Below are 21827 nucleotides of genomic sequence, written 5' to 3' on the forward strand. Positions count from 1 at the left end.
TTGGGGCTTGTCATCAGTCTGAGGTGGGCATAGCCCACCGCTTATTTTATCTTCTCTTTTAATATTTTCTAAATTAGCTATTCTCAATACAACTCAATATAGACAATGACTTTACCCATTTCGCAATATCCTGATTTACTTGCAAAAAAAACAGCAGATCTAACCGCTTTACTTGCACCATATTCAGCCCCTGAACTTGAAGTATTTGCTTCAGAAACTAGCCATTTTCGCTTGCGTGCGGAATTTAGAGTGTGGCACGAAGAGGGTGATCTTTTCCATATAATGTTTGATCCTGTAACAAAAGCTCGTTATCGAGTTGATCAATTTCCCATTGCCAGCCAACTTATTAATCGAATGATGACAGTGTTATTGGCGGAAATTAAAGGTAATGAACTCTTAACCAAAAAGCTCTTTCAAATAGATTATTTAAGCACGTTAAGCGGGCAGATTGCAGTATCAATGCTTTATCACAAAGCTCTAACAGATGAATGGATTGAGCAGGCAAAGTTGCTTAAACAGCGATTGATTGGCTCAGGTTTTGATGTACAAGTTATCGGGCGAGCGACTAAACAGAAAATTGCATTAGAGTGTGATTATGTAGAAGAACAACTTTCTGTTGATGGCAAAGAATATGTTTATCGCCAAGTGGAAAATAGCTTTACTCAACCAAATGGCAAGATGAACGAGAAAATGTTGGAATGGGCGAGAAGCTGTACGAAAGAGAGCCAAGGTGATTTACTTGAGTTATATTGCGGTAATGGCAACTTCTCAATTGCGTTAGCCAGTAATTTCCGTAAGGTCTTAGCCACTGAAATTGCAAAATCATCGGTAGAATCGGCTCAATATAATATTGAAAAAAATGGTATTACTAATCTACAAATTATCCGAATGTCTGCGGAAGAATTTACTCAAGCACTTAATGGTGTTCGAGAATTTTATCGCTTGCGTGGCGTGGATCTTAAATCTTATGATTGCAATACCATTTTTGTTGATCCACCAAGAGCTGGGTTAGATCAAGATACGCTAAATATGGTACAAGGCTATGAGCGTATTTTATATATTTCTTGTAATCCGCATACGCTGGTAGAAAATTTAAAACAGCTAACACAAACACATCAGATTGAACGCTGTGCATTGTTCGATCAATTTCCTTATACCGATCATATTGAAAGTGGTGTATGGCTGATTCGTAAAGCCTAAGCTGACGAAAAATAAAGCATTTAAAGCGTTTCATACATTTTATGCTTGACCGACTTCTCGGTTATCTATATTATTCCGCCTGTTTTCAGCGGAGGAATGGCAGAGCGGTTGAATGCACCGGTCTTGAAAACCGGCGAGGGTTAACGCCCTCCGTGAGTTCGAATCTCACTTCCTCCGCCACTGAATATACAGCCTGTTGATAAGCCTTTATCAGCAGGTTTTCGCTCTAAAGAGTAATTAAAATTTAAATAGCTTTCAACTCGGAGGAATGGCAGAGCGGTTGAATGCACCGGTCTTGAAAACCGGCGAGGGTTAACGCCCTCCGTGAGTTCGAATCTCACTTCCTCCGCCACTTATTTAATGCCGTAAGTTAGTTAATAACTTACGGCTTTTTTGTTTTTATTATCTTCAGCATTTTAATGCCAAATTTGTTTTTTATTGGTAATTTTGCGACCACGATCGAAAAATTTGTTTTTTTAACTTTGCAAAGAGTAAAAAAATCACTAGCCTAAATGCCAAGACATCAGTAGAATTCGCACTCTTTTATTCAAGCAAAACTAGGCACTGTCCTAATCTTTGCCGTAAACCGTGTAATAACGAGGCTATTTTTAATGTCACAAGCAATTCAAGCAACCGATGTTGGTTGCCAAACACCTATTGAACAACCACAAAAAGAAAAAATTAATTTATTAAACTTAAATCGCCAGCAAATGCGTGAGTTATTTGCAGATATGGGCGAGAAACCATTTCGTGCTGATCAGCTAATGAAATGGATTTACCATTTTGGTGAAGATAATTTCGATAATATGACTAACATCAATAAGGTGTTACGAGAAAAACTAAAACGTGTTGCTGAAATTAAAGCTCCAGAAGTTGCCGTTGAGCAACGCTCTGCAGATGGTACGATTAAATGGGCAATGTGGGTTGGTGATCAACAAATTGAAACGGTATATATTCCCGAAGATGATCGAGCAACACTTTGTGTCTCATCACAAGTAGGTTGTGCATTAGCTTGTACATTCTGCTCAACAGCACAGCAAGGTTTTAACCGCAATTTAAGTGTATCTGAAATTATTGGACAAGTTTGGCGAGCGTCAAAAATTATCGGTAATTTTGGGGTAACAGGCGTACGTCCGATTACGAATGTGGTAATGATGGGAATGGGAGAGCCATTACTCAATATGAATAATGTTATTCCGTCAATGGAAATTATGTTAGATGATTTTGCTTACGGTTTATCCAAACGCAGAGTAACATTATCGACATCAGGTGTTGTACCTGCATTGGATAAAATGCGTGAACAGATTGATGTTGCACTCGCTATTTCACTTCACGCACCAAATGATGAATTGCGTGATGAAATTGTGCCGATTAACAAAAAATATAACATCAAAATGTTAATTGATTCAGTGAATAAATACCTTGAAGTATCGAATGCGAATCACGGTAAAGTAACGATCGAATATGTAATGCTAAATCAGGTAAATGATAGTGTTGAACACGCTCATCAACTTGCCGACGTGTTAAAAAATACACCGAGTAAGATCAACTTGATCCCTTGGAATCCATTCCCTGAAGCACCGTATGCAAAAAGCTCAAATACACGCATTGATCGTTTTCAGAAAACGTTAATGGAATATGGCTTTACGGTTACAGTGCGTAAAACTCGTGGTGATGATATTGATGCAGCTTGTGGGCAGTTGGCTGGTGATGTTATTGACAGAACGAAAAGAACCCTTGAAAAACGTAAATTTGGGGAAGGCATTGCATTGCAAAATCAGTAAATTTATTCAATCTCTCTTAATTTAAGAGAGATTGTTACGCCCCTTTATATAAGGGGAAATCAATGGAGAAACTAAATGGCATTTGCAAAATTTTTCAAAAATCTAACCGCTTGTATGGCGGTATTATGGCTAGTCGGTTGTACATCAAAGCCTTTGGAACAAGTTGAGTTTAATCGCTCCGAAGCAGTTACCGCTAGAATTAAACTTGCTCTTGCTTATTTAGAACAGAATGATTTCCCCAAAGCGAAGCAGAATATTGATAAAGCCCTTGAACACGACAATCAGGATTATCTACCCTATTCAGTGTTAGCCTATTATTACCAACAAATTGGTGAGAATACTAAGGCTCAAGAAACATTTAAAACCGCTATTTCATTAAGTGAAAAACTCAGTGAAACAAAACAACCACGCCCAGATGTATTGAACAATTATGGTGCATTTTTATGTAAACAGAGCGAATTTAACAATGCCTACCAGCAATTTGAGCAGGCTCTGCAAAGTCAAGAGCTCTATTATAATCAGGCTGATACTTTAGAAAATATTGCATTATGTGCTCATCAACAACAGAATCAGACTAAGCAGAATGATGCAGTGGCACAGTTAGAAAAGTTAGAGCCTAAGCGAGCAAATAACTTAAAATTGTTACTTAAATAGATTGCTGAATAATTGTTTGAATGTGTTGTAGTCCATTTAAACGAGTCTGAGTTAGGTTACGCGTAATTTGTAACCGATCAAAAATTTGTTGAAGATTGAGCTGGATTAGTTCAGTGGTTGTTGTATTTTGTAACGCAGTAACCACAATAAAGAGTAAACCTTGCATTAAGCGGGCATCGCTATAAGCCTTAATAATACGAGGTTCTGCTTGAAATTCAAACCACAAACGGCTCTCACAGCCGTGTATTTCGGGCATTGATGTTAGCTCTGTTTCGGTTGGTTTAGGAAGTTGGCGACTGAGTTGAATTAACAAGCGGTATCTTTCTTCCCAAGATTTGCAATGTTCAAATTGCGTATAAATTTCATCTAATAACATAAAAGCGGTTGATCAAGAATAAATAGCAAAAGATTGTAACGATCTGACCGCTATTTGTTAATCTCTTTATTTATGCTTTGGGTAAATTTTGTTAGAATTTGCCTATTCAAACTGATTGATAGAAGGAACAAAAAATGGCAGTTATCCCTATGGTTGTTGAGCAAAGCTCAAAAGGTGAACGAGCGTACGATATTTATTCACGCTTATTAAAAGAGCGTATTATTTTCTTGAGTGGTGAAGTGGAAGATAATATGGCAAATTTAATTGTTGCTCAATTACTTTTCCTCGAATCAGAAGATCCAGAAAAAGATATTCATATCTATATTAACTCACCAGGTGGCTCTGTGACTGCAGGAATGGCAATTTTCGATACGATGAATTTTATTAAACCTGATGTAAGTACCGTATGTATCGGTCAAGCGTGTTCTATGGGAGCATTTTTGCTTTCTGCTGGAGCAAAAGGTAAACGCTTTGCATTGCCACACGCACGTGTAATGATTCACCAACCGTTAGGCGGATTTCGTGGGCAAGCATCGGATATTCAAATCCACGCTCAAGAAATCTTGAAAATTAAACAAACGCTAAATCAGCGTATGGCAGAACACTCTGGTCAGCCATTAGAGAAAGTTGAAAAAGATACCGATCGTGATAATTTTATGTCAGCCGAAGAAGCAAAAGCCTATGGCTTAATTGATGCGGTTGTTAGCCATAGAGAATAAAAGAATGAGTAAATTTGATAAAGAACCACATTGTAGTTTTTGTGGTAAACGTCGCAATGAAGTTGATGCGTTAATTGAAGGAACAGAAGGGCATATTTGTAATCAATGTATTGAAGAATCTTATGCTTTATTAACAGGCGATGATGAAGCCCTAATTGATGAAGAAAACAATGCAAATGAGCAACAATTTTTTGAGAAAGTACCTACCCCACACGAAATTCACGCTCATTTAGACGATTATGTAATAGGGCAAGATCACGCTAAAAAAGTATTGTCTGTGGCGGTATATAATCACTACAAACGCTTGCGTAATGCCTTATCAGGTAATAAAGAAACTGACGGGGTAGAGTTGGGTAAAAGTAACATTTTGCTTATTGGCCCGACAGGAAGCGGTAAAACTTTATTAGCGGAAAGTCTAGCTCGCCGTTTAAATGTGCCTTTTGCTGTGGCTGATGCAACAACATTAACCCAAGCTGGCTATGTGGGTGAAGATGTTGAAAATGTGATCCAAAAACTTCTGATGAAATGCGATTATGATGCGGAACAAGCAGAACGTGGCATTATTTTCATTGATGAAATTGATAAGATTACGCGTAAATCTGAAAACCCATCTTTGACACGAGATGTTTCTGGCGAAGGTGTTCAGCAAGCCTTATTAAAACTTATTGAAGGTACAGTCGCAAATATCAATCCGCAAGGTGGACGTAAACATCCAAAACAAGAAACAATCCCTGTGGATACGTCTAAAATTCTCTTTATCTGTGGTGGTGCATTTGCTGGTTTAGATAAAATTGTAGAAGCAAGAACAAATAAACAAGGCGGAATAGGCTTTGGTGCAGAGCTGAAGAAAGACAAAGATCGTGAGGCTTTAACGGAGCTTTTCAAGCAAGTTGAGCCTGAAGATTTGGTTAAATTCGGGATTATTCCCGAACTAATTGGACGTTTGCCTGTGATTACGCCACTTTCAGAGTTAGATGAAGAAGCACTTATTCAAATTCTAACAGAGCCGAAAAATGCCATTATCAAACAATACCAAGCATTATTTAAAATGGAAGGTGTTGAGTTGAAATTTACTAAAGATGCCTTGGTTGCGATTGCTCAAAAAGCGATTTCACGCAAGACTGGTGCTCGTGGTTTACGCTCTATCGTTGAAAATTTATTATTAGATACGATGTACGATTTACCTTCTCTTAATGCGAAAAAAGTCACTATCGGCAAAGGCTGTATTGAAAAAGGCGAAAAACCGAAGGTGGAGTAACCTCGAACCTATTTTTGTAGAGTTAAGTTCTGCCCCCGCTTGCGGGGGAAGTGGCGAGTAAAACGAGCCGAAGGGGGCTTGCTTCTTTTATTTATTCAGTTAAGGACTAATAAAATACAGAAATGTTGCCCCCTACCCCCGAACTTTCTGTTCGGGTACTTCCCCCACAAGTGGGGGCAGAATTTAAGCGTAGAAATCTCTTATACGCTCTCTTTTAAAGCGGTTGAATAACAATGAATTTTTGGCAAAAAAAATCTATTCTTACTTGGCTACTATCGCCTCTCTCCTTACTCTTTTGGTTAATTAGCCAAGGGCGGAAATGGCTTTTTAACAAAAAAATCCTGAAATCTTACCGCTCTCCTATCCCTGTATTAGTTGTTGGTAATATTTCCGTTGGTGGTAATGGAAAAACACCAGTGGTTATTTGGCTAGTAGAACAATTACAGCAACAAGGCATTAAAGTTGGTGTTATTTCTCGTGGCTATGGCGGAAAAAATAAACAATTTCCACAGCTAGTCACTGCCCAAAGCGATCCTGAACAAATGGGCGATGAACCCGTATTGATTGCTCAACGAACTCAAGTACCAGTTGCGATTTCCCCTAATCGTCAGCAGAGTATTGAATGTTTGCTACAACAGTTTGAATTAGACTTGATAATCACCGACGATGGTTTGCAACATTATGCCTTAGCTCGTGATATTGAGTGGGTTGTAATTGATGGTGAACGCCGTTTTGGTAATGGATTTGTACTACCAGCTGGAGGGTTGCGTGAGTTACCAAGTCGCCTAGAAAAGGTACAAGCGGTCATTTGTAATGGCGGAATTGCAAATCAAGGGGAATGTTTAATGAGGCTTGAACCAGAATTTGCCGTTAATCTTAAAACGAATGAACGTAAACCATTAAGCGATTTTTCTCAAAAAGATGCAATTGCTTTAGCAGGTATTGGCTATCCACCACGTTTTTTCAAAATGCTACAAGGCTACAATATTCAACTTGTGGCGAGCCATAGTTTTGCCGATCATCAATCCTATTCATTAGCGATAATCGAACCATTAGCCAAAGATAATCTTCCCTTATTGATTACTGAAAAAGATGCGGTAAAGTGCTATGCGTTTGCTCAAGAAAATTGGTGGTATATTCCCGTTTCTGCAAAATTTTCTGAAAAAGATACCGCTTATTTGTTAAATCCTATATTGACCTTGTTAGGTCTGGAGAGAAAAGAAAATGAATGAAAAATTACTTAATACCATTGCTTGCCCATTAACTCATCAGAAATTAGAGTGGGATAAAGAAAATAATCACTTAATCAATCGAGACGCTAAATTAGCTTATCCCATAGAGAATGGTATTCCAGTATTATTACCAGAAAAAGCCGAGCAAGTATCGCTATAAATAGAAATGCAAAAAGGAAGCCTTTAGCTTCCTTTTTTGACATCAGTCAGATTATCTTGCACGGAAGATAATGCGTGCTTTACTTAGATCGTAAGGAGTCATTTCAACAGTTACTTTATCACCTGTTAAAATACGAATATAGTTTTTACGCATTTTTCCTGAAATATGAGCGGTAACAACGTGTCCATTTTCGAGTTCTACTCGGAACATTGTATTTGGTAAGGTTTCTAAAATTGTACCTTGCATTTCAATGCAATCTTCTTTAGCCATTTATTCCTCTTTGAATTGATTACTTTTAAAAATTACTCTGTGCCAGTGGCAAAACGTGTCTATTATACTCTCACTTGCCCGAATTACAATCACTTACGCTTAAAAGCACGACGTCGAGAGTGAAATCGTTGGCTCTGTTTGGTCGTTTCTATTTTATTTAGGCGGTTAGGGACGCTGATAATTTGTACTTTTTTCCGAATGAAGTAGAAAAAGCAACTAATAAATAAACCTCCCGCAAGAAATAAGATCACTAACTCTCCATACAATAAGTGGAAAAGCTCATTTACCTTGCTTTGCGTAGTTTGTCCATATTGAGAATCAAAGGTTACGCGTAAAAAACCAACTAAATCTTGTTGAGAAAAAATAGGTTCTACAATTTGCTGCGTAGTTTGCTTTTCTTGGCTTTTATTGTGAAGTTCAGGCTCAAATTTGAGTGCGTTATGGCTTTGAGCAATAAGCGTACCTGTTGTAGAGTATAGATTTGCATCAATAACAAATTCTTCTTTGGCAAAGGTATCTAATGCCTCAACAAGTTCATCATTTTTAACATTTTTCACTAACATCAATGAAAAAAGCTTTGCTTGTTGGCGAACCAGTAAATGCGATAAATTAGAAACTTGGTTGATACTGGCTAATTGTGAGCCGACTTTAAAGTGGTTTATTCCCGTTAAGATAACGGCAACGATTGCAAGGCAAAGCACCATTACAAATAAAATGGCACTTGTTTTAACGATTTTTCCGCTTGAAATTCGCATCTTCTTTCCTCAATGACTAATGCAATGATTTTAGCCTGTAAATTGATAATGAACAATCTAAACTAGAAATAGACAGCTTGCGATTATTTTCTTATTATTCGTGTAGATGATTTCTCACAATGATTATTAAAGCAAATGACACAAACATTTTTTATTTATTCGCAAACACTTTCAAATCAACAAATGGAGCGGTTTCACCTTGAAAATCAACTGACTTTTTTAGGTTCAACTCGTTATCTTGGCTATCAAATTGCATTTTTTGAAGGTGATCTTACCGCTTGTTTATGTGAAAAAGCACAGCAAATCAATGCGGATATTAGCTCGCTTGATATTCAGGCTGATTTATCTCAAAAAGGTTTATTGGTTATGGATATGGACTCAACAGCAATTAAAATCGAATGTATTGATGAAATTGCTAAATTAGCGGGAACGGGTGAAATTGTCTCTGCGATTACGGCAAGCGCTATGCGTGGAGAATTAGATTTTGAACAGAGTTTGCGTAAACGTGTTGCGACATTAGCGAATGCACCCGAAACGATTTTGCAAAATGTGCGTGAAAACCTACCGCTTATGGATGGCTTTGAGCAAATGGTGTCAATTTTACAGCAGTACGGTTGGCATATAGCGATTGCTTCAGGCGGATTTGATTATTTTGCTGATTATTTGAAAAACAAGTATCAATTAGATGATGCGTTCTCAAATCAACTTGAAATTATTGACGGTAAACTAACAGGGAATGCACTCGGAAAAGTCGTTGATGCACAGTATAAAGCGGAAATCTTACAAACATTGGCAGAGCGTTTTAATATTCCGCAACCACAATGGGTTGCTGTTGGCGATGGCGCTAATGATCTACCGATGTTAAAGACAGCAAGTTTAGGTGTTGCACTTCACGCTAAACCTAAAGTGCAAGAGCAAGCGAAAACTGTGGTAAACTTTGGCGATCTGAGTGCATTAGTCTTATTACTTAATGCAAAACATTTATTTAAAGAATTAAAAGGAGAATAAAATGCCCTCTTTCGATATTGTATCTGAAATTACCTTACACGAAGTGCGTAATGCGGTAGAAAATGCTAATCGCGTATTAAGCACTCGTTATGACTTTCGTGGTGTGGAAGCGGTGATTGAGTTAAATGAGAAAAATGAAACCATTAAATTAACTACGGAGTCCGATTTCCAGCTAGAACAGCTCATTGAAATTTTAATTGGTGCTTGTATTAAACGTGGGATTGAACATAACTCATTAGATATCCCAAGTGAAAGTGAGCATCACGGTAAGTTATATAGTAAAGAGATTAAGCTAAAACAAGGTATTGAAACAGAGATGGCGAAGAAGATCACTAAATTGATCAAAGATTCTAAAATTAAGGTTCAAACCCAAATCCAAGGCGAGCAGGTGCGAGTAACAGGGAAATCTCGAGATGATTTACAGGCAACAATTCAACTTGTAAAAGGTGCTGAATTAGGACAGCCTTTCCAATTTAACAATTTCCGTGATTAACCTAACTTAATGAATTTGTGGCGATTTTGTTCATAAAGCATTAAAAATCGCCATATTGACTAGTTAGTCGCCAAGTGTTTGATTTTTTCAAAAAAGCGTTTGACATATTTTTATAAACTAGTAATATGCACGCCCACAGACACAGTGAGTGGTGAGATGGCCGAGCAGGCTGAAGGCGCTCCCCTGCTAAGGGAGTATGGGGTCAAAAACTCCATCGAGGGTTCGAATCCCTCTCTCACCGCCATTTACTTTATCGGGCACCCGTAGCTCAGCTGGATAGAGTACTCGGCTACGAACCGAGCGGTCAGAGGTTCGAATCCTCTCGGGTGCGCCATTTTAGTATTTCCTATCATATTAAAATGGTTATTAACTTTACTAAGTAAGGTTATAAATAAAGTAGATCATCGTTATAATTCAAATACGCACCCGTAGCTCAGCTGGATAGAGTACTCGGCTACGAACCGAGCGGTCAGAGGTTCGAATCCTCTCGGGTGCGCCATTTCAATAAAATCAAATAACTCGAATTAGATAATTCCCCATTTATGCTGACTTTTGCTCATCAAGAACATATCCGAACTTATTATTCCGACACCCGTAATATTCACTTACAACAACCTAAATTAGCTCAACAAATTTCTGCAGATGTTTGTATTATCGGTGCTGGCTTTTTAGGACTTTCCACTGCGATTGAGTTAGCGGAAAAAGGTAAAAAAGTTATTGTTCTTGAAGGTGCAAGAGTTGGTTTTGGAGCATCAGGGCGTAATGGTGGGCAAGCGATCAACGGATTTGAAGAAGGTATTGATGAATATATTGAGCAAGTTGGTTTTGAGCAAGCAAAACAACTTTGGGATATGTCCGTAGAAGCGATCAACATTATTGATGAGCGTGTAAAAAAATATCATATTCAGTGTGATTGGCGTAAAGGGTATGCAACATTAGCCTTGAACCAACGTCGCTTAGCCGATCTTATCGCTATTGAAAATGCAAGTCGCCAACATTTTGGTTATAGCCAAATGGAATTATGGGATAAGGCTAAACTAAAACAACATTTGGGGAGTGATATTTATTGTGGTGCTTTGTATGATGCACAGTCAGGGCATTTACATCCGCTTAATTATTGTTTAGGCTTAGCCCAAGCTGCATTAAATTTAGGTGTAGAAATTTATGAACACTCGCCTGCATTAGATATTCATTCAACCAACTCAATAGTAAAAATTGAAACCCCGCAAGGTGTTGTTACTGCTAACAATGTTGTTTTAGCAACGAATGCTTATATTGATGAAAAGAGTAATAAGAAGTTTGGGCGTAAACTTGCTCGTAAAATTTTACCCGTAGAGAGTTTTATTATTGCCACAGAGCCTCTTGAACAATCGGTCGCAGATAGTTTAATCAATAATGGAATGTCTGTTTGTGATAACAATATTCTCTTAGATTATTACCGCTTAACCTCAGATAATCGTTTATTATTTGGTAGTGACTCTAGTAATAATGTCGATATGGTTCAAAAAATGCGGAAAAATATGTTAGCTGTTTTCCCGCAATTAGAAAATGTGAAAATTGACTATGGTTGGGGAGGCCCTATTGATATGACATTAAATGCCTCACCGCATTTTGGGCGAATTCAACCTAATATCTATTTTGCTCAAGGGTTTTCAGGACATGGTGTTGCACTGACTGGATTAGCAGGACGCATTATTGCAGAAGCGATAGAGGGTAACGATCAACGTTTATGCGTATTTGAGCAACTAAAAGTCCCGACAATTTTTGGTGGAAAATGGGTAAAACAAATAGCTCTTAAAATTGGCATACCATATTACCGTTTCTTAGATAAATACCGATAATATTCATTTAAATTCAACACTAAAATTACTAACTTGCTCCCACAATGGAAAAGAGAACTTGTTTAGCTTAAAGAATGCACATTCCCAAGTGCTTCAACAGTCTTTAAAAGACTTAGAAAGAGTGTTTAAACACTTTTTTAAATGATAATGTCACTAAAAAGAGACTATTATGAAATTAATTCGTGTTGCTTTGCCTGTGCCGTTGGCTCGTTATTTTGATTATCTTTTGCCTGAAGACTGTTTGGCGGTTAAAGGGGCGAGAGTTATTGTGCCATTTGGTAATCAACGTAAAGTTGGCATTGTGGTTGATTTACCAACAGAAAGTGATGTTCCCGCTCACAAACTCAAGCCGATTATTAAAGTATTAGATACTCAATCACTGTTTGATAATGAAATCTGGTCGTTATTAACTTGGGCGGCGAATTACTATCACGCTCCATTGGGTGAGGTTCTACAAAGTGCATTGCCGATTAAATTACGTCAAGGGGATAGCACTGAGCGTGTTACTTGCGATTATTTTTTAGTCACAGAAAAAGGACATAATGCTTTAGCCAATGGGGAGCTAATTCGTGCAAAGAAACAGCAAGCCTTATTAGCGGAGTTGGTACAGCTTGCAAAAGTTTTTGAGAAACCGAGCGCTTGTAACCCAACAGCTTGGAAAGCGTTAATAGAAAAAGAATTACTTGAGAAAGTAGATGTACCATTTATCGCTCAATCGTGGCAACAACGATTAGCGGATAAACCTATTTGTAATCAACAAAATCGTTTGGTACTCAATAAACAGCAGTCATTGATCGTAAGCCGTTTGCATTTTCATCAAGGATATAGTGCATTTTTGCTCAATGGTGTAACAGGTTCGGGCAAAACAGAAGTCTATCTGCAAGTGATCGATGAAGTATTAAAACGGGGCGAGCAGGTGCTGGTGTTAGTACCAGAAATCGGTTTAACTCCGCAGACGATACAACGTTTTCAGGCGAGATTTAATGTTGAAATTGATGTGCTACATTCTAATTTGAACGATAGCCAACGTTTAAATGCTTGGTTACGAGCAAAAAATGGTGAAAGTGCGATTGTGATCGGCACTCGTTCCGCTTTATTTACTCAGTTTGATCGGCTTGGTTTAATTATTATTGATGAAGAACACGATAGTTCTTTTAAACAGCAAGATGGCTGGCGTTATCACGCTCGAGATCTTGCAATATGGCGAGCAAAGCATAAAGGAATTCCAATTATTTTAGGAACGGCAACGCCAAGTTTAGAAAGTTTGCAAAATGTTAAAAACAGCAAATTTATCGAATTACAACTTAATGCTCGAGCAGGTAATGCACAATTTTCTCGCCAACAGGTTATCGATCTAAAAACACAACGGATTTATGCTGGACTATCAGAGCGTTTACTTGCAATGATGAAAAGCCATCTTGAGAAAGGCAACCAAGTAATGCTTTTTCTCAATCGGCGTGGTTTTGCTCCTGTATTGTTATGCCACGAGTGTGGCTGGATCTGCCAATGCGAAGCGTGCGAGAAACCCTATACTTATCATCAAAAAAGCCGAGTATTGCGTTGTCATCATTGTGCCTCTCAGCACATTATTCCCCGTCAATGTGGCCATTGTGGTTCAACGCATTTAATTACTACGGGTATTGGGACAGAACAGCTAGAGCAGACTTTAAGCCAACATTTTCCACAATTTAATATCACTCGAATTGATGGCGACAGCACTGCTCGTAAAGGTTCGTTGGAGCAACATCTTGCTGAAATTCAATCAGGTAAAAGCCAAATTTTAATCGGCACACAAATGTTAGCCAAAGGGCATCATTTCCCAAACGTTACCCTTGTGGCGATTGTGAATGTGGACAGTAGCCTATTTTCAACTGATTTTCGTGCGGAAGAACGTTTAGCACAGCTTTATATTCAAGTCGCAGGGCGAGCAGGAAGAGCAGAAAAACAGGGCGAAGTTGTGCTACAAACACATTACCCTGATCACCCATTACTCAAAAGTTTATTAACGGAAGGCTATTTAAGTTTTGCAGAACAAGCACTATCAATGCGAAAACTAATGGGATTACCACCATTTTCGGCACAGGTACTTTTCCGAGCCACAGGGCGAGATAATGAGAAAGTGGTTAATTTTTTGCAAGAACTGACCGCTTGTTTACAGCAAATTATCACCACAAACCAATGGCAAGGCTTTCAGCTATTAGGCCCAATAAATGCGCCAATGGCAAAAAAAGCAGGGCATTTTCGTTGGCAACTGATTATTCAGCACGCAGAAAGGGGATTGATCCAACAGTTATTAAACCAGTTTGATCTAGTTCGAGAGCAATTTTTACGCAATGATATTCGCTTAAGCGTAGATATTGATCCGCAGGATTTGGGGTAGTGAGTTTTTAGAACAATGTAATACCCTTTGTTTGATTATTTATACGTTAATAGCGTATAATTTCTAGAGCTATCTGCAAAGAGGGAAAAATGAGCAATCGAAATTTATTTGAAGAATTAACACAAGGTTTTGAAGAAATTCAAATGTACAAACAGGGTAAGATAACGCTGAAAACTGAAACAATCAGTAAGCCTGAGCCTGTATCAATTACAGCAGAAGAAGTAAAAGCAATTAGAGAAAGATTAAATTTATCTCAGGCAGTATTTGCGAGAAAACTCAGAACTTCAGTCAGAACTTATCAAGGTTGGGAACAAGGAAAAACTAAACCCAACCCACAAGCTACACTATTATTAAAAATGGTAGAGCAATCACCACAAGTTTTTGAACACTTAGCCAGCATCTAGTTATTTTTATGGGGGAATGATTAAATACTGATAGATCTCTTATCCCCCACCTTTTCTACAACAAAAATCATAAAGTGGTGTAGGTAAAATGCGTCTAAGCCACCAAAATAGTTTTGTGGGAAAGGTTACTTGATAGCGAGCTTTCGGTTTTTTGGCTGAAAGTGCTTGATAACAAGCGATAGCACAGGCAGTTGCAGGCAAGGTAAATGGGTTGGCGTTGCCTTTGGTGTTCAGCCTAGCTAATTGTTGCTGATAGGCTTGGCGGTGGAAAGAGTTTTCTATATCAATATATTGATGTAATTTAATCACCGAATTGGGTCTAAATTTACTTTGGATCGGGCCTGGTTCAATAAGGCTAACATAAATGTTGGACCCGTATAGCTCGTGGCGGAGCGTATCTGCCATTCCTTCTAAAGCAAACTTTGTGCTGTTATAAGCACCACGAAAGTGCATTCCTGCAAAACCTAAAATACTACTGTTGATTAAAATCCGTCCGTAATTTTGTTTACGGAAAATTTTCATTGCATAGTTGGTCACTTCCCAACAACCAAATACGTTGGTTTCAAAAATTTCACGCAAGGCATCACGAGGAACATCTTCTACTGTACCAGGTTGTCCATATCCAGCATTGCAAAAAACGGCATCTAACCCACCGCTTGTTTGAATATATTCAAAAGCGTGTTGGATCTGTTGAGAGTTTGTTACATCAAGCTGTAAGCATTCAAAGCCTTCAAATTGTAAACGTTGCACATCTTCGGCTTGTCGGCAGCTTGCAATCACTCGCCAGCCTTTTTCTTTTAAATAATGGGCGGTGGCATAGCCAATTCCAGATGAACAGCCTGTGATAAGAATAGTTTGCATAGTGTGTCCTAATCAAAAATGATTATAGCTGATTTAACCAGTGTAAAAAGTCTGTGGCAGACATAAATCCTGTTACCCTTGATTGTGTCAGCTCATTGCCTTGTTCATCAAAAAAGAGAATAGTTGGTAGTCCTAATATATTGAAATGTTTCATCAATTCATCATTAGCAGGTGAATTTTTTGTCATATCAATTTGTAGCACTAACATTTGATTTAATTTCTGCTGAACATCGGCATCAGTAAATGTGTATTTTTCAAATTCTTTGCAAGCTACGCACCAATCAGCATAGAGATCTAACATCACTTTTTTACCTTGATGAGCGTTAATTTGTTGCTGTAACTCACTCAACGAGCTAATTCGGGTAAAGTGGGCTTGTGTTGTTTGTGCGTGTGTAGGTTGTTGCCAAAGAAAATCCACCCAAGGTTTTGCACTGATAACCAATGTGGCGAGTACGACTAGGCGAAGTGCTTTCTTCCACCATTTCTGTACGTTAAATTGCTCATTCAGCCAAACACAAAACGCAATGGCTAATGCAGACCACATCAACGGTTCAAATTTCGTAGGGAATACTCGTGAGAGTAAAAAGACGGGTAGGGCTAACATCACAAAACCAAAAATAGTTTTGACTTTTAATAGCCAATCGCCCGATTTCGGTAGAATTTTATTACCAAATAATGTGATAAGTACCAGTGGAATACCCATTCCTAAAGCAAGTAAATAGAGGGCTAGTCCACCAGTGAGAAGATCACCGCTTTGAGCCACATAGAGTAATGCACCAGAAAGAGGAGCTGATGTACAAGGTGAGGCGACTAATCCTGCGATCATTCCCATTACAAACACGCTAGAGTAAGAGCCACCTTGTTGCTGTTGGCTTAATTGATTGAGTTTTTGTTGCCAGCTATGCGGTAGTTCTAAGCTAAATAAGCCGAACATTGAGCAAGCTAATATCACAAACAATATGGAGAGCGTAATTAGCACTGGTGGGCTTTGTAATGCAACTTGAAACGGTAAACCAATGGCGGCAACGGCTAAACCGAGTAAGGTGTAAGTGAGTGCCATTCCTTGTACATAGGTTAAGCTCAAACCAAAAGCGATCAGGCTATTTGGCCGTTGTTGGCGTCCAATTACAATCGCTGACAATAGTGGCAACATTGGTAACACGCAGGGGGTGAAGGCTAGCCCTAAGCCTAAAACGAAGAACCAAAAAATGGAAAAGCGATTTTGGGCTAAATTATCAGCCAATATAGTTTGTTCTGCTTTGGGGTTCTGTTCAGCATAAGCGGTTGGATTATCGCTATTTTTTGCAATAGTTGCGTTTTTTGCAAAAGATTGTGTTGAACTCACCGCTTGTTCATTTAACGCTAAGAGAACGGTTTCAGGTGGGTAGCAAAAACCTTTGGTGCAACCTTGATATTCAACGCTAAGTTTTGCCCCCTGCTCTCGCTGTGAAATCGGCACATTAACTGTTAGCTGGTTGCGAAAAATATCCACAAGCCCAAAAAATTCATCATTATATTGTTCACTCGCTGGGTAGTTTATTTCCCCTAATGCCACCTTTTCACCATTTATGATAAGTTGTTTTTTATATAAATAATATTCCTCAGCAATTTGCCATTCTAATTGTACAGAATGATCGGAAAGCTGGTGAGAAAAACGGAAAGCATCTGATCCAGCTAAGAATTTTGGCTTTGAGTTAAACAAATTTGCGTGGGTAGAGAAGCTCATTACGAGCGTCATTACAAGTAAAAATAATCGAAGTAGCATAGATAAATTAGTTAATTAGCAAACGAATAACATTCTAATAATGAATAGACCGTTTGACAAAGTATTTGTTACACGAAAGGCCAAGTAAATTATTTTCATTTTTTAACAAAAATATCTTGCATAGTTATTCAAAAATAAATAATATCTATTCAGTTTTTGAATTTTGAATAGGATCTTCCTTAAATGGCAATTCGTATTAGTAATGTCAATTTTTATTATGGCTCTAATCAAGCTTTGTTTGATATCAATTTGAATATCGAAAAAGGCGATACGGTGGTGTTACTTGGTCCAAGTGGAGCGGGTAAAAGTACGTTAATTCGTACTTTAAATCTGATGGAAGTACCACAATCGGGTATTTTAGAAATTGCAAATCATAAGTTTGATCTCACCGCTAAAGCTGATGCTAAACAGGTTTCACTCTTGCGTAAAGAAGTGGGAATGGTATTTCAACAATATCACTTATGGCCACATTTAACGGTAATGCAAAACTTGATTGAAGCACCAATGAAAGTACTCGGGTTAGACAAAGGACAAGCTATTGAACGTGCAAAAGGCTTACTGGCTCGTTTACAGCTAGCCGAATTTTCTGAGCGTTTTCCTTTGCACTTATCGGGCGGTCAGCAACAACGTGTGGCGATTGCAAGAGCGTTAATGATGCAACCGCAGGTACTATTATTTGATGAACCAACAGCAGCGTTAGATCCAGAGATTACAGCACAAGTTGTTGATATTATTCAGGAATTACAGAGTACGGGGATCACGCAAGTGATTGTTACGCACGAAGTTTCTGTGGCCCGTAAGGTTGCAACTAAAGTCGTTTATATGGAAAAAGGCAACATTATTGAGCAAGGCGATGTAAGCTGTTTTGAAACACCAAAAACAGAACAATTCGCACACTATCTTTCACATTCACACTAATAATTATGGGGTAAACACAATGAAAAAATTACTTTTAGCAACACTATTAGCAGGTTCTACATTCGCTAATGCACAAGATATTACTTTTGCGATGGAACCAAGCTATCCACCGTTTGAATTAACGAATGAAAAAGGGGAAATTGTCGGGTTTGATGTGGATATTGCAAATGCAATTTGTAAAGAGTTAAATGCTACCTGTCATTTCAAAGCTCAAGCCTTTGATGCGTTAATTCCTAGCTTAATTAAAGGTCGTGGTGGTTTTGATGCGGCAATTTCAGCTATCGACATTACGGAAGCTCGTGCAAAACAAGTTGCGTTTTCTGCCCCTTACTATGAAAGTTCGGCAAGTTTTATTAGCGTAAAAGATAAAGTTAGCGATCTTGCTCAAGCGAAAAAAGTTGGTGTGCAAAATGGTACAACCTATCAACAATATATCAATGCAGAAGCAAAACAGTACACAGCAAGCTCTTATGCAAGTTTACAAGATGCAGTTTTAGATTTAAAAAATGGACGTATTGATATTATTTTTGGCGATACAGATGTATTAAGGGAGATGTTTGATAAAAATCCTGAGCTTAGCTTTGTCGGTGAGCGTGTAACAGACAAACGTTACTTCAATAACGGCTTAGGTATTGCGGTGAAAAAATCAAATACTGCGTTAGTGGAAGACTTAAATAAAGGGATCGCAGCGATTAAAGCAAATGGCGAATATCAAAAAATTTATGATAAATGGATGACAAAATAATCATATGTTTGTGGATTATATTCCTTTAGTTTCTCAAGCAGCCCTAATGACCTTAGGGCTTGCTCTTTGTTCGCTCGTAGTAGGAATGTTACTAGCCGTTGTATTTGTTTCTCTTGAAACACATAGATGGGTGTTGATTAACAAACCTACCGCTGTTTTTGTTGCTTTATTGCGTGGTTTGCCTGAAATTTTGGTGGTATTTTTAATTTACTTTGGTACGCCAGAAATTTTGGAATTACTCACAGGGGATTATGTCGAACTCGGGCCTTTTGGTTGTGGTGTGGTTGCATTAGCCTTGATCTTCGCTTCATATGCTTCACAAACTTTGCGTGGTGCAATTCAAGCTGTACCCGCTGGGCAATGGGAATCAGGGGCAGCATTAGGGCTTAGTAGAATCTACACTTTTATCCATATTGTGATGCCACAGGTATGGCGACACGCATTGCCTGGGTTAAGTAACCAATGGCTTGTTTTATTAAAGGATACTGCATTGGTTTCTTTAATTGGCGTTCACGATTTAATGCGTCAAACCGAGTTAATCAATACAACAACGCATCAACCTTTTACTTGGTATGGTTTCGCCGCATTGATTTATTTAGCAATTACGCTATTAAGCCAAGTTATCATTCGCAAATTAGAGCTTCGTTTTACCCGCTTTGAAAGAGGAATTGCATAATGTTACAGGATTATTTCAATGTAATTGCTCAAGGTATTCCAACTAGTTTATTGCTCACTTTTGTGGCATTAACCGTTGCATTCTTCTTAGCGTTATTGCTGACATTCCTACTTTCAATGGAAAATGCTTTTATTAAAGGAGCGATCAATCTCTTTTTAACGCTCTTTACTGGTACGCCATTGTTAGTTCAGTTCTTCTTAATTTATGCAGGACCAGGACAATTCCAATGGATTGTAGATAGTCCATTGTGGGCATTGCTATCAAATGCGTGGTTTTGTGCAATGTTGGCTTTAGCGTTAAATAGTACTGCTTACACAACGTTACTTTTTCACGGTGCAGTGAAAGCCATTCCAAAAGGACAATGGGAAACCTGTGCTGCCTTAGGGTTAAACCGCTTACAAACGCTAAAGATTTTAGTCCCTTATGCATTAAAACGAGCATTGCCTTCGTACAGTAATGAAATTATTTTGGTATTTAAAGGCACATCGTTAGCATCGACCATCACCATTATGGATATTATGGGCTATGCTCGCCAACTATATGGTACAGAATATGATGCACTTTCAATTTATGGAATGGCTGGCGTAATTTACTTAATGATTACAGGCATAATGACCCTTATTCTACGCCAAGTAGAACGTAAAGTATTACGTTTCGAGCGTTTAGAAAGCTAGTCTGTTAATTGAACATTTTATGCAGAAATAGTGGAACAGAGAAGTGAACCGTTTTTACTATTTCTGCATAATGTTAATTTTTGCAAAAAATCCCTCCAATCTCACCGCTTGTTTCTGATTATTCCCTTTTAGAATGAACTAAAATTCGGTAAACTACGCAATCGTTTGCTTGTGGTATTAACCTATAAAAGCGGTCAGATTTTCTATCTTTTTTACAAATTTAAGGATAACTATGAATATTTTAATTATCGGTAATGGTGGGCGTGAACACGCATTAGCTTGGAAAGTTCGTCAATCTCCTTTAGCGACTAAAGTGTTTGTTGCTCCAGGTAACGCAGGTACGGCATTAGAGCAAGGTATTGAAAATGTTGCAATTTCAGCGACTGATGTTACCGCTTTAGTTGAATTTGCTAAACAAAATGAGGTGGGATTAACGATTGTTGGTCCTGAAGCACCATTGGTTATCGGTGTGGTTGATGCTTTCCGTCAAGCTGGCTTAAAAATATTTGGACCAACCCAAGCAGCGGCACAACTTGAAGGCTCAAAAGCATTCACTAAAGATTTCTTAGCACGTCATCAAATTCCAACAGCAGAATATAAAAACTTTACGGAAGTTGAGCCAGCTTTAGCATATTTGCGTGAAAAAGGTGCACCTATTGTTATTAAAGCTGATGGTTTGGCTGCGGGTAAAGGGGTAATTGTAGCGATGACTCTTGCAGAAGCAGAAGAGGCAGTGAAAGATATGCTTTCAGGCAATGCTTTTGGTGATGCAGGCAGCCGAGTTGTGATCGAAGAATTTTTAGATGGTGAAGAGGCTAGCTTTATCGTAATGGTTGATGGTAAAAATGTTGAACCAATGGCAACTAGCCAAGACCATAAACGTGTTGGTGAAGGGGATAAAGGCTTAAATACAGGTGGAATGGGGGCTTATTCCCCTGCTCCTGTGGTAACTGCCGAAATTCATCAGCGTGTAATGGACGAAGTCATTTACCCGACTGTGCGTGGAATGGCGGCTGAAAATAATCCTTATACTGGCTTTTTATATGCAGGCTTAATGATTATGCCAAATGGTCAGCCAAAAGTAATCGAATTTAACTGCCGTTTTGGTGATCCTGAAACACAACCAATTATGATGCGTTTAGAGTCAGATTTAGTAGAGCTCTGCTTAAAAGCGTGTGATGGTAAATTAGATGAAGTGCAGTCTAAATGGTGTGAGCAAGCTGCTTTAGGGATTGTGTTAGCAGCTGAAGGCTACCCTGCAGATTATCGTAAAGGTGATGAAATTACAGGTATTCTGACTGAAGCCATTACAGGACAGAAAGTCTTTTTAGCAGGTGTTGAACAAAAAGAGGGTAAATTATTAACTAATGGCGGACGTGTACTTTGTGTAACAGCATTGGGTAATTCTGTCTTTGATGCTCAACAACAGGCGTTAAAATTAGCGGAACAGATCCAATGGCAAGGTCGTTTCTACCGTAGAGATATTGGTTATCGAGCAGTGGCAAGAGAGAAACAGTAAGTTTGATTCATTGTTTTTAAATCTCCCCTAGCCCCTCTTTACTAAAGAGGGGGATTTTAGGCTAATATAATTAGCTCTAGATAAAGGTATTTGACGTAGGGTGGGCTTTAGCCCACCACAGACTGATGACAAACC

22 protein-coding genes and 5 tRNA genes are annotated in these 21827 nt (G+C 38.4%); 22 read left to right on the forward strand and 5 right to left on the reverse strand.

Translation table 11 applies throughout. From position 1 onward, the window contains the following. Positions 1-105: 105 nt before the first annotated feature. From trmA to pilW, 5 genes are all read left to right on the forward strand, one after another. Positions 106-1200 carry a tRNA (uridine(54)-C5)-methyltransferase TrmA gene (trmA, locus tag A1D25_RS02550; protein WP_157394140.1) on the forward strand — a complete coding sequence of 365 codons (1095 nt, stop codon included), beginning with the start codon at positions 106-108 and terminating at the stop codon, positions 1198-1200. A 90-nt stretch (positions 1201-1290) separates the two neighbouring features. Continuing rightward, a tRNA-Ser gene (locus A1D25_RS02555) sits at positions 1291-1380 on the forward strand. An 82-nt stretch (positions 1381-1462) separates the two neighbouring features. Beyond that, positions 1463-1552, forward strand: a tRNA-Ser gene (locus A1D25_RS02560). Between the two features lie 259 nt (positions 1553-1811). After that, complete coding sequence (gene rlmN, locus A1D25_RS02565) at positions 1812-2984, forward strand: dual-specificity RNA methyltransferase RlmN (protein WP_157394141.1); 1173 nt, start codon at positions 1812-1814, stop codon at positions 2982-2984. A 75-nt stretch (positions 2985-3059) separates the two neighbouring features. After that, positions 3060-3638: a type IV pilus biogenesis/stability protein PilW gene (pilW, locus tag A1D25_RS02570; RefSeq protein WP_157394142.1), complete on the forward strand. Its 579-nt coding sequence runs from the start codon at positions 3060-3062 to the stop codon at positions 3636-3638. Here the strand turns inward: pilW and A1D25_RS02575 are convergent. Further along, positions 3631-4014 (reverse strand): SufE family protein, encoded by a 384-nt coding sequence (locus A1D25_RS02575; RefSeq protein WP_157394143.1) that lies wholly within the window; start codon positions 4012-4014, stop codon positions 3631-3633. The genes pilW and A1D25_RS02575 overlap by 8 nt on opposite strands. Before the next feature lie 134 nt (positions 4015-4148). On the opposite strand from A1D25_RS02575, the gene clpP reads away from it, so the two are divergent. The 4 genes from clpP (at position 4149) to A1D25_RS02595 (ending at position 7383) form a co-directional block, all read left to right on the forward strand. Then, positions 4149-4733, forward strand: a complete 585-nt coding sequence (clpP, locus tag A1D25_RS02580) for an ATP-dependent Clp endopeptidase proteolytic subunit ClpP (RefSeq protein ID WP_157394144.1) — start codon at positions 4149-4151, stop codon at positions 4731-4733. Between the two features lie 4 nt (positions 4734-4737). Further along, entirely contained in the window at positions 4738-5991 is a 1254-nt protein-coding gene (clpX, locus tag A1D25_RS02585; protein ID WP_157394145.1) for an ATP-dependent protease ATP-binding subunit ClpX, read from the forward strand. 233 nt (positions 5992-6224) lie between these two features. Next, complete coding sequence (gene lpxK, locus A1D25_RS02590; protein WP_157394146.1) at positions 6225-7223, forward strand: tetraacyldisaccharide 4'-kinase; 999 nt, start codon at positions 6225-6227, stop codon at positions 7221-7223. Further along, entirely contained in the window at positions 7216-7383 is a 168-nt protein-coding gene (locus A1D25_RS02595) for a Trm112 family protein (RefSeq protein WP_157394147.1), read from the forward strand. Before lpxK ends, A1D25_RS02595 begins: the two co-directional genes overlap by 8 nt. Before the next feature lie 51 nt (positions 7384-7434). Here the strand turns inward: A1D25_RS02595 and infA are convergent, their stop codons facing one another. Both infA and A1D25_RS02605 read right to left on the reverse strand, forming a co-directional pair. Beyond that, positions 7435-7653 (reverse strand): translation initiation factor IF-1, encoded by a 219-nt coding sequence (gene infA / locus A1D25_RS02600; RefSeq protein WP_005598198.1) that lies wholly within the window; start codon positions 7651-7653, stop codon positions 7435-7437. An 89-nt stretch (positions 7654-7742) separates the two neighbouring features. Then, on the reverse strand, positions 7743-8408 hold the full coding sequence (locus A1D25_RS02605; protein ID WP_157394148.1) for a YtjB family periplasmic protein: 666 nt from the start codon (positions 8406-8408) through the stop codon (positions 7743-7745). Positions 8409-8543: 135 nt separating this feature from the next. Between A1D25_RS02605 and serB the strand changes: the two genes are divergently transcribed. The 8 genes from serB (at position 8544) to A1D25_RS02650 (ending at position 14534) form a co-directional block, all read left to right on the forward strand. After that, the gene (serB, locus tag A1D25_RS02610) at positions 8544-9416 is read left to right on the forward strand and encodes a phosphoserine phosphatase SerB (protein WP_157394149.1); all 873 of its coding nucleotides are present in this window, start codon (positions 8544-8546) and stop codon (positions 9414-9416) included. A gap of 1 nt (position 9417) precedes the next feature. After that, positions 9418-9909, forward strand: a complete 492-nt coding sequence (locus A1D25_RS02615) for a YajQ family cyclic di-GMP-binding protein (protein WP_157394150.1) — start codon at positions 9418-9420, stop codon at positions 9907-9909. 150 nt (positions 9910-10059) lie between these two features. After that, positions 10060-10153, forward strand: a tRNA-Ser gene (locus A1D25_RS02620). 13 nt (positions 10154-10166) lie between these two features. After that, positions 10167-10243: transfer RNA gene (locus A1D25_RS02625), tRNA-Arg, on the forward strand. Between the two features lie 88 nt (positions 10244-10331). Continuing rightward, a tRNA-Arg gene (locus A1D25_RS02630) sits at positions 10332-10408 on the forward strand. Between the two features lie 43 nt (positions 10409-10451). Next, on the forward strand, positions 10452-11750 hold the full coding sequence (locus A1D25_RS02635) for an NAD(P)/FAD-dependent oxidoreductase (RefSeq protein WP_157394151.1): 1299 nt from the start codon (positions 10452-10454) through the stop codon (positions 11748-11750). Between the two features lie 169 nt (positions 11751-11919). Beyond that, positions 11920-14130, forward strand: coding sequence for a primosomal protein N' (gene priA / locus A1D25_RS02645; protein ID WP_157394152.1), 2211 nt, complete (start codon positions 11920-11922; stop codon positions 14128-14130). An 89-nt stretch (positions 14131-14219) separates the two neighbouring features. After that, on the forward strand, positions 14220-14534 hold the full coding sequence (locus A1D25_RS02650; protein ID WP_157394153.1) for a helix-turn-helix domain-containing protein: 315 nt from the start codon (positions 14220-14222) through the stop codon (positions 14532-14534). A 39-nt stretch (positions 14535-14573) separates the two neighbouring features. Here A1D25_RS02650 and A1D25_RS02655 read toward each other — a convergent pair whose 3' ends face one another. After that, entirely contained in the window at positions 14574-15395 is an 822-nt protein-coding gene (locus A1D25_RS02655; protein WP_157394154.1) for an SDR family NAD(P)-dependent oxidoreductase, read from the reverse strand. A gap of 22 nt (positions 15396-15417) precedes the next feature. Next, entirely contained in the window at positions 15418-17160 is a 1743-nt protein-coding gene (locus A1D25_RS02660) for a protein-disulfide reductase DsbD (protein ID WP_157394155.1), read from the reverse strand. A 183-nt stretch (positions 17161-17343) separates the two neighbouring features. On the opposite strand from A1D25_RS02660, the gene artP reads away from it, so the two are divergent. From artP to purD, 5 genes are all read left to right on the forward strand, one after another. Beyond that, entirely contained in the window at positions 17344-18078 is a 735-nt protein-coding gene (artP, locus tag A1D25_RS02665) for an arginine ABC transporter ATP-binding protein ArtP (protein WP_157394156.1), read from the forward strand. 19 nt (positions 18079-18097) lie between these two features. Next, entirely contained in the window at positions 18098-18823 is a 726-nt protein-coding gene (locus A1D25_RS02670; protein WP_157394157.1) for a lysine/arginine/ornithine ABC transporter substrate-binding protein, read from the forward strand. 4 nt (positions 18824-18827) lie between these two features. Beyond that, complete coding sequence (gene artQ, locus A1D25_RS02675; RefSeq protein ID WP_157394158.1) at positions 18828-19499, forward strand: arginine ABC transporter permease ArtQ; 672 nt, start codon at positions 18828-18830, stop codon at positions 19497-19499. Next, entirely contained in the window at positions 19499-20173 is a 675-nt protein-coding gene (gene artM / locus A1D25_RS02680) for an arginine ABC transporter permease ArtM (RefSeq protein ID WP_157394159.1), read from the forward strand. The genes artQ and artM overlap by 1 nt, the downstream gene beginning before the upstream one ends. Before the next feature lie 232 nt (positions 20174-20405). Next, complete coding sequence (purD, locus tag A1D25_RS02685; RefSeq protein ID WP_157394160.1) at positions 20406-21692, forward strand: phosphoribosylamine--glycine ligase; 1287 nt, start codon at positions 20406-20408, stop codon at positions 21690-21692. The last annotated feature ends 135 nt before the right edge of the window (positions 21693-21827 follow it).

Source organism: Ursidibacter arcticus (assembly GCF_009761375.1).
In the GTDB taxonomy this organism is placed as follows: Bacteria; Pseudomonadota; Gammaproteobacteria; order Enterobacterales; family Pasteurellaceae; genus Ursidibacter; species Ursidibacter arcticus.

Excerpts from the sequence above, each read along its gene's own strand:
- serB (WP_157394149.1), top strand. The coding sequence starts at position 8,544 with ATGACACAAACATTTTTTATTTATTCGCAAACACTTTCAAATCAACAA.
- pilW (WP_157394142.1), top strand. The coding sequence starts at position 3,060 with ATGGCATTTGCAAAATTTTTCAAAAATCTAACCGCTTGTATGGCGGTA.
- infA (WP_005598198.1), bottom strand. The coding sequence starts at position 7,653 with ATGGCTAAAGAAGATTGCATTGAAATGCAAGGTACAATTTTAGAAACC.
- A1D25_RS02670 (WP_157394157.1), top strand. The coding sequence starts at position 18,098 with ATGAAAAAATTACTTTTAGCAACACTATTAGCAGGTTCTACATTCGCT.
- lpxK (WP_157394146.1), top strand. The coding sequence starts at position 6,225 with ATGAATTTTTGGCAAAAAAAATCTATTCTTACTTGGCTACTATCGCCT.
- A1D25_RS02660 (WP_157394155.1), bottom strand. The coding sequence starts at position 17,160 with ATGCTACTTCGATTATTTTTACTTGTAATGACGCTCGTAATGAGCTTC.
- A1D25_RS02655 (WP_157394154.1), bottom strand. The coding sequence starts at position 15,395 with ATGCAAACTATTCTTATCACAGGCTGTTCATCTGGAATTGGCTATGCC.
- purD (WP_157394160.1), top strand. The coding sequence starts at position 20,406 with ATGAATATTTTAATTATCGGTAATGGTGGGCGTGAACACGCATTAGCT.
- priA (WP_157394152.1), top strand. The coding sequence starts at position 11,920 with ATGAAATTAATTCGTGTTGCTTTGCCTGTGCCGTTGGCTCGTTATTTT.
- rlmN (WP_157394141.1), top strand. The coding sequence starts at position 1,812 with ATGTCACAAGCAATTCAAGCAACCGATGTTGGTTGCCAAACACCTATT.
- artQ (WP_157394158.1), top strand. The coding sequence starts at position 18,828 with ATGTTTGTGGATTATATTCCTTTAGTTTCTCAAGCAGCCCTAATGACC.
- A1D25_RS02615 (WP_157394150.1), top strand. The coding sequence starts at position 9,418 with ATGCCCTCTTTCGATATTGTATCTGAAATTACCTTACACGAAGTGCGT.
- clpX (WP_157394145.1), top strand. The coding sequence starts at position 4,738 with ATGAGTAAATTTGATAAAGAACCACATTGTAGTTTTTGTGGTAAACGT.
- A1D25_RS02605 (WP_157394148.1), bottom strand. The coding sequence starts at position 8,408 with ATGCGAATTTCAAGCGGAAAAATCGTTAAAACAAGTGCCATTTTATTT.
- A1D25_RS02635 (WP_157394151.1), top strand. The coding sequence starts at position 10,452 with ATGCTGACTTTTGCTCATCAAGAACATATCCGAACTTATTATTCCGAC.
- trmA (WP_157394140.1), top strand. The coding sequence starts at position 106 with ATGACTTTACCCATTTCGCAATATCCTGATTTACTTGCAAAAAAAACA.
- clpP (WP_157394144.1), top strand. The coding sequence starts at position 4,149 with ATGGCAGTTATCCCTATGGTTGTTGAGCAAAGCTCAAAAGGTGAACGA.
- artP (WP_157394156.1), top strand. The coding sequence starts at position 17,344 with ATGGCAATTCGTATTAGTAATGTCAATTTTTATTATGGCTCTAATCAA.
- A1D25_RS02595 (WP_157394147.1), top strand. The coding sequence starts at position 7,216 with ATGAATGAAAAATTACTTAATACCATTGCTTGCCCATTAACTCATCAG.
- artM (WP_157394159.1), top strand. The coding sequence starts at position 19,499 with ATGTTACAGGATTATTTCAATGTAATTGCTCAAGGTATTCCAACTAGT.
- A1D25_RS02575 (WP_157394143.1), bottom strand. The coding sequence starts at position 4,014 with ATGTTATTAGATGAAATTTATACGCAATTTGAACATTGCAAATCTTGG.
- A1D25_RS02650 (WP_157394153.1), top strand. The coding sequence starts at position 14,220 with ATGAGCAATCGAAATTTATTTGAAGAATTAACACAAGGTTTTGAAGAA.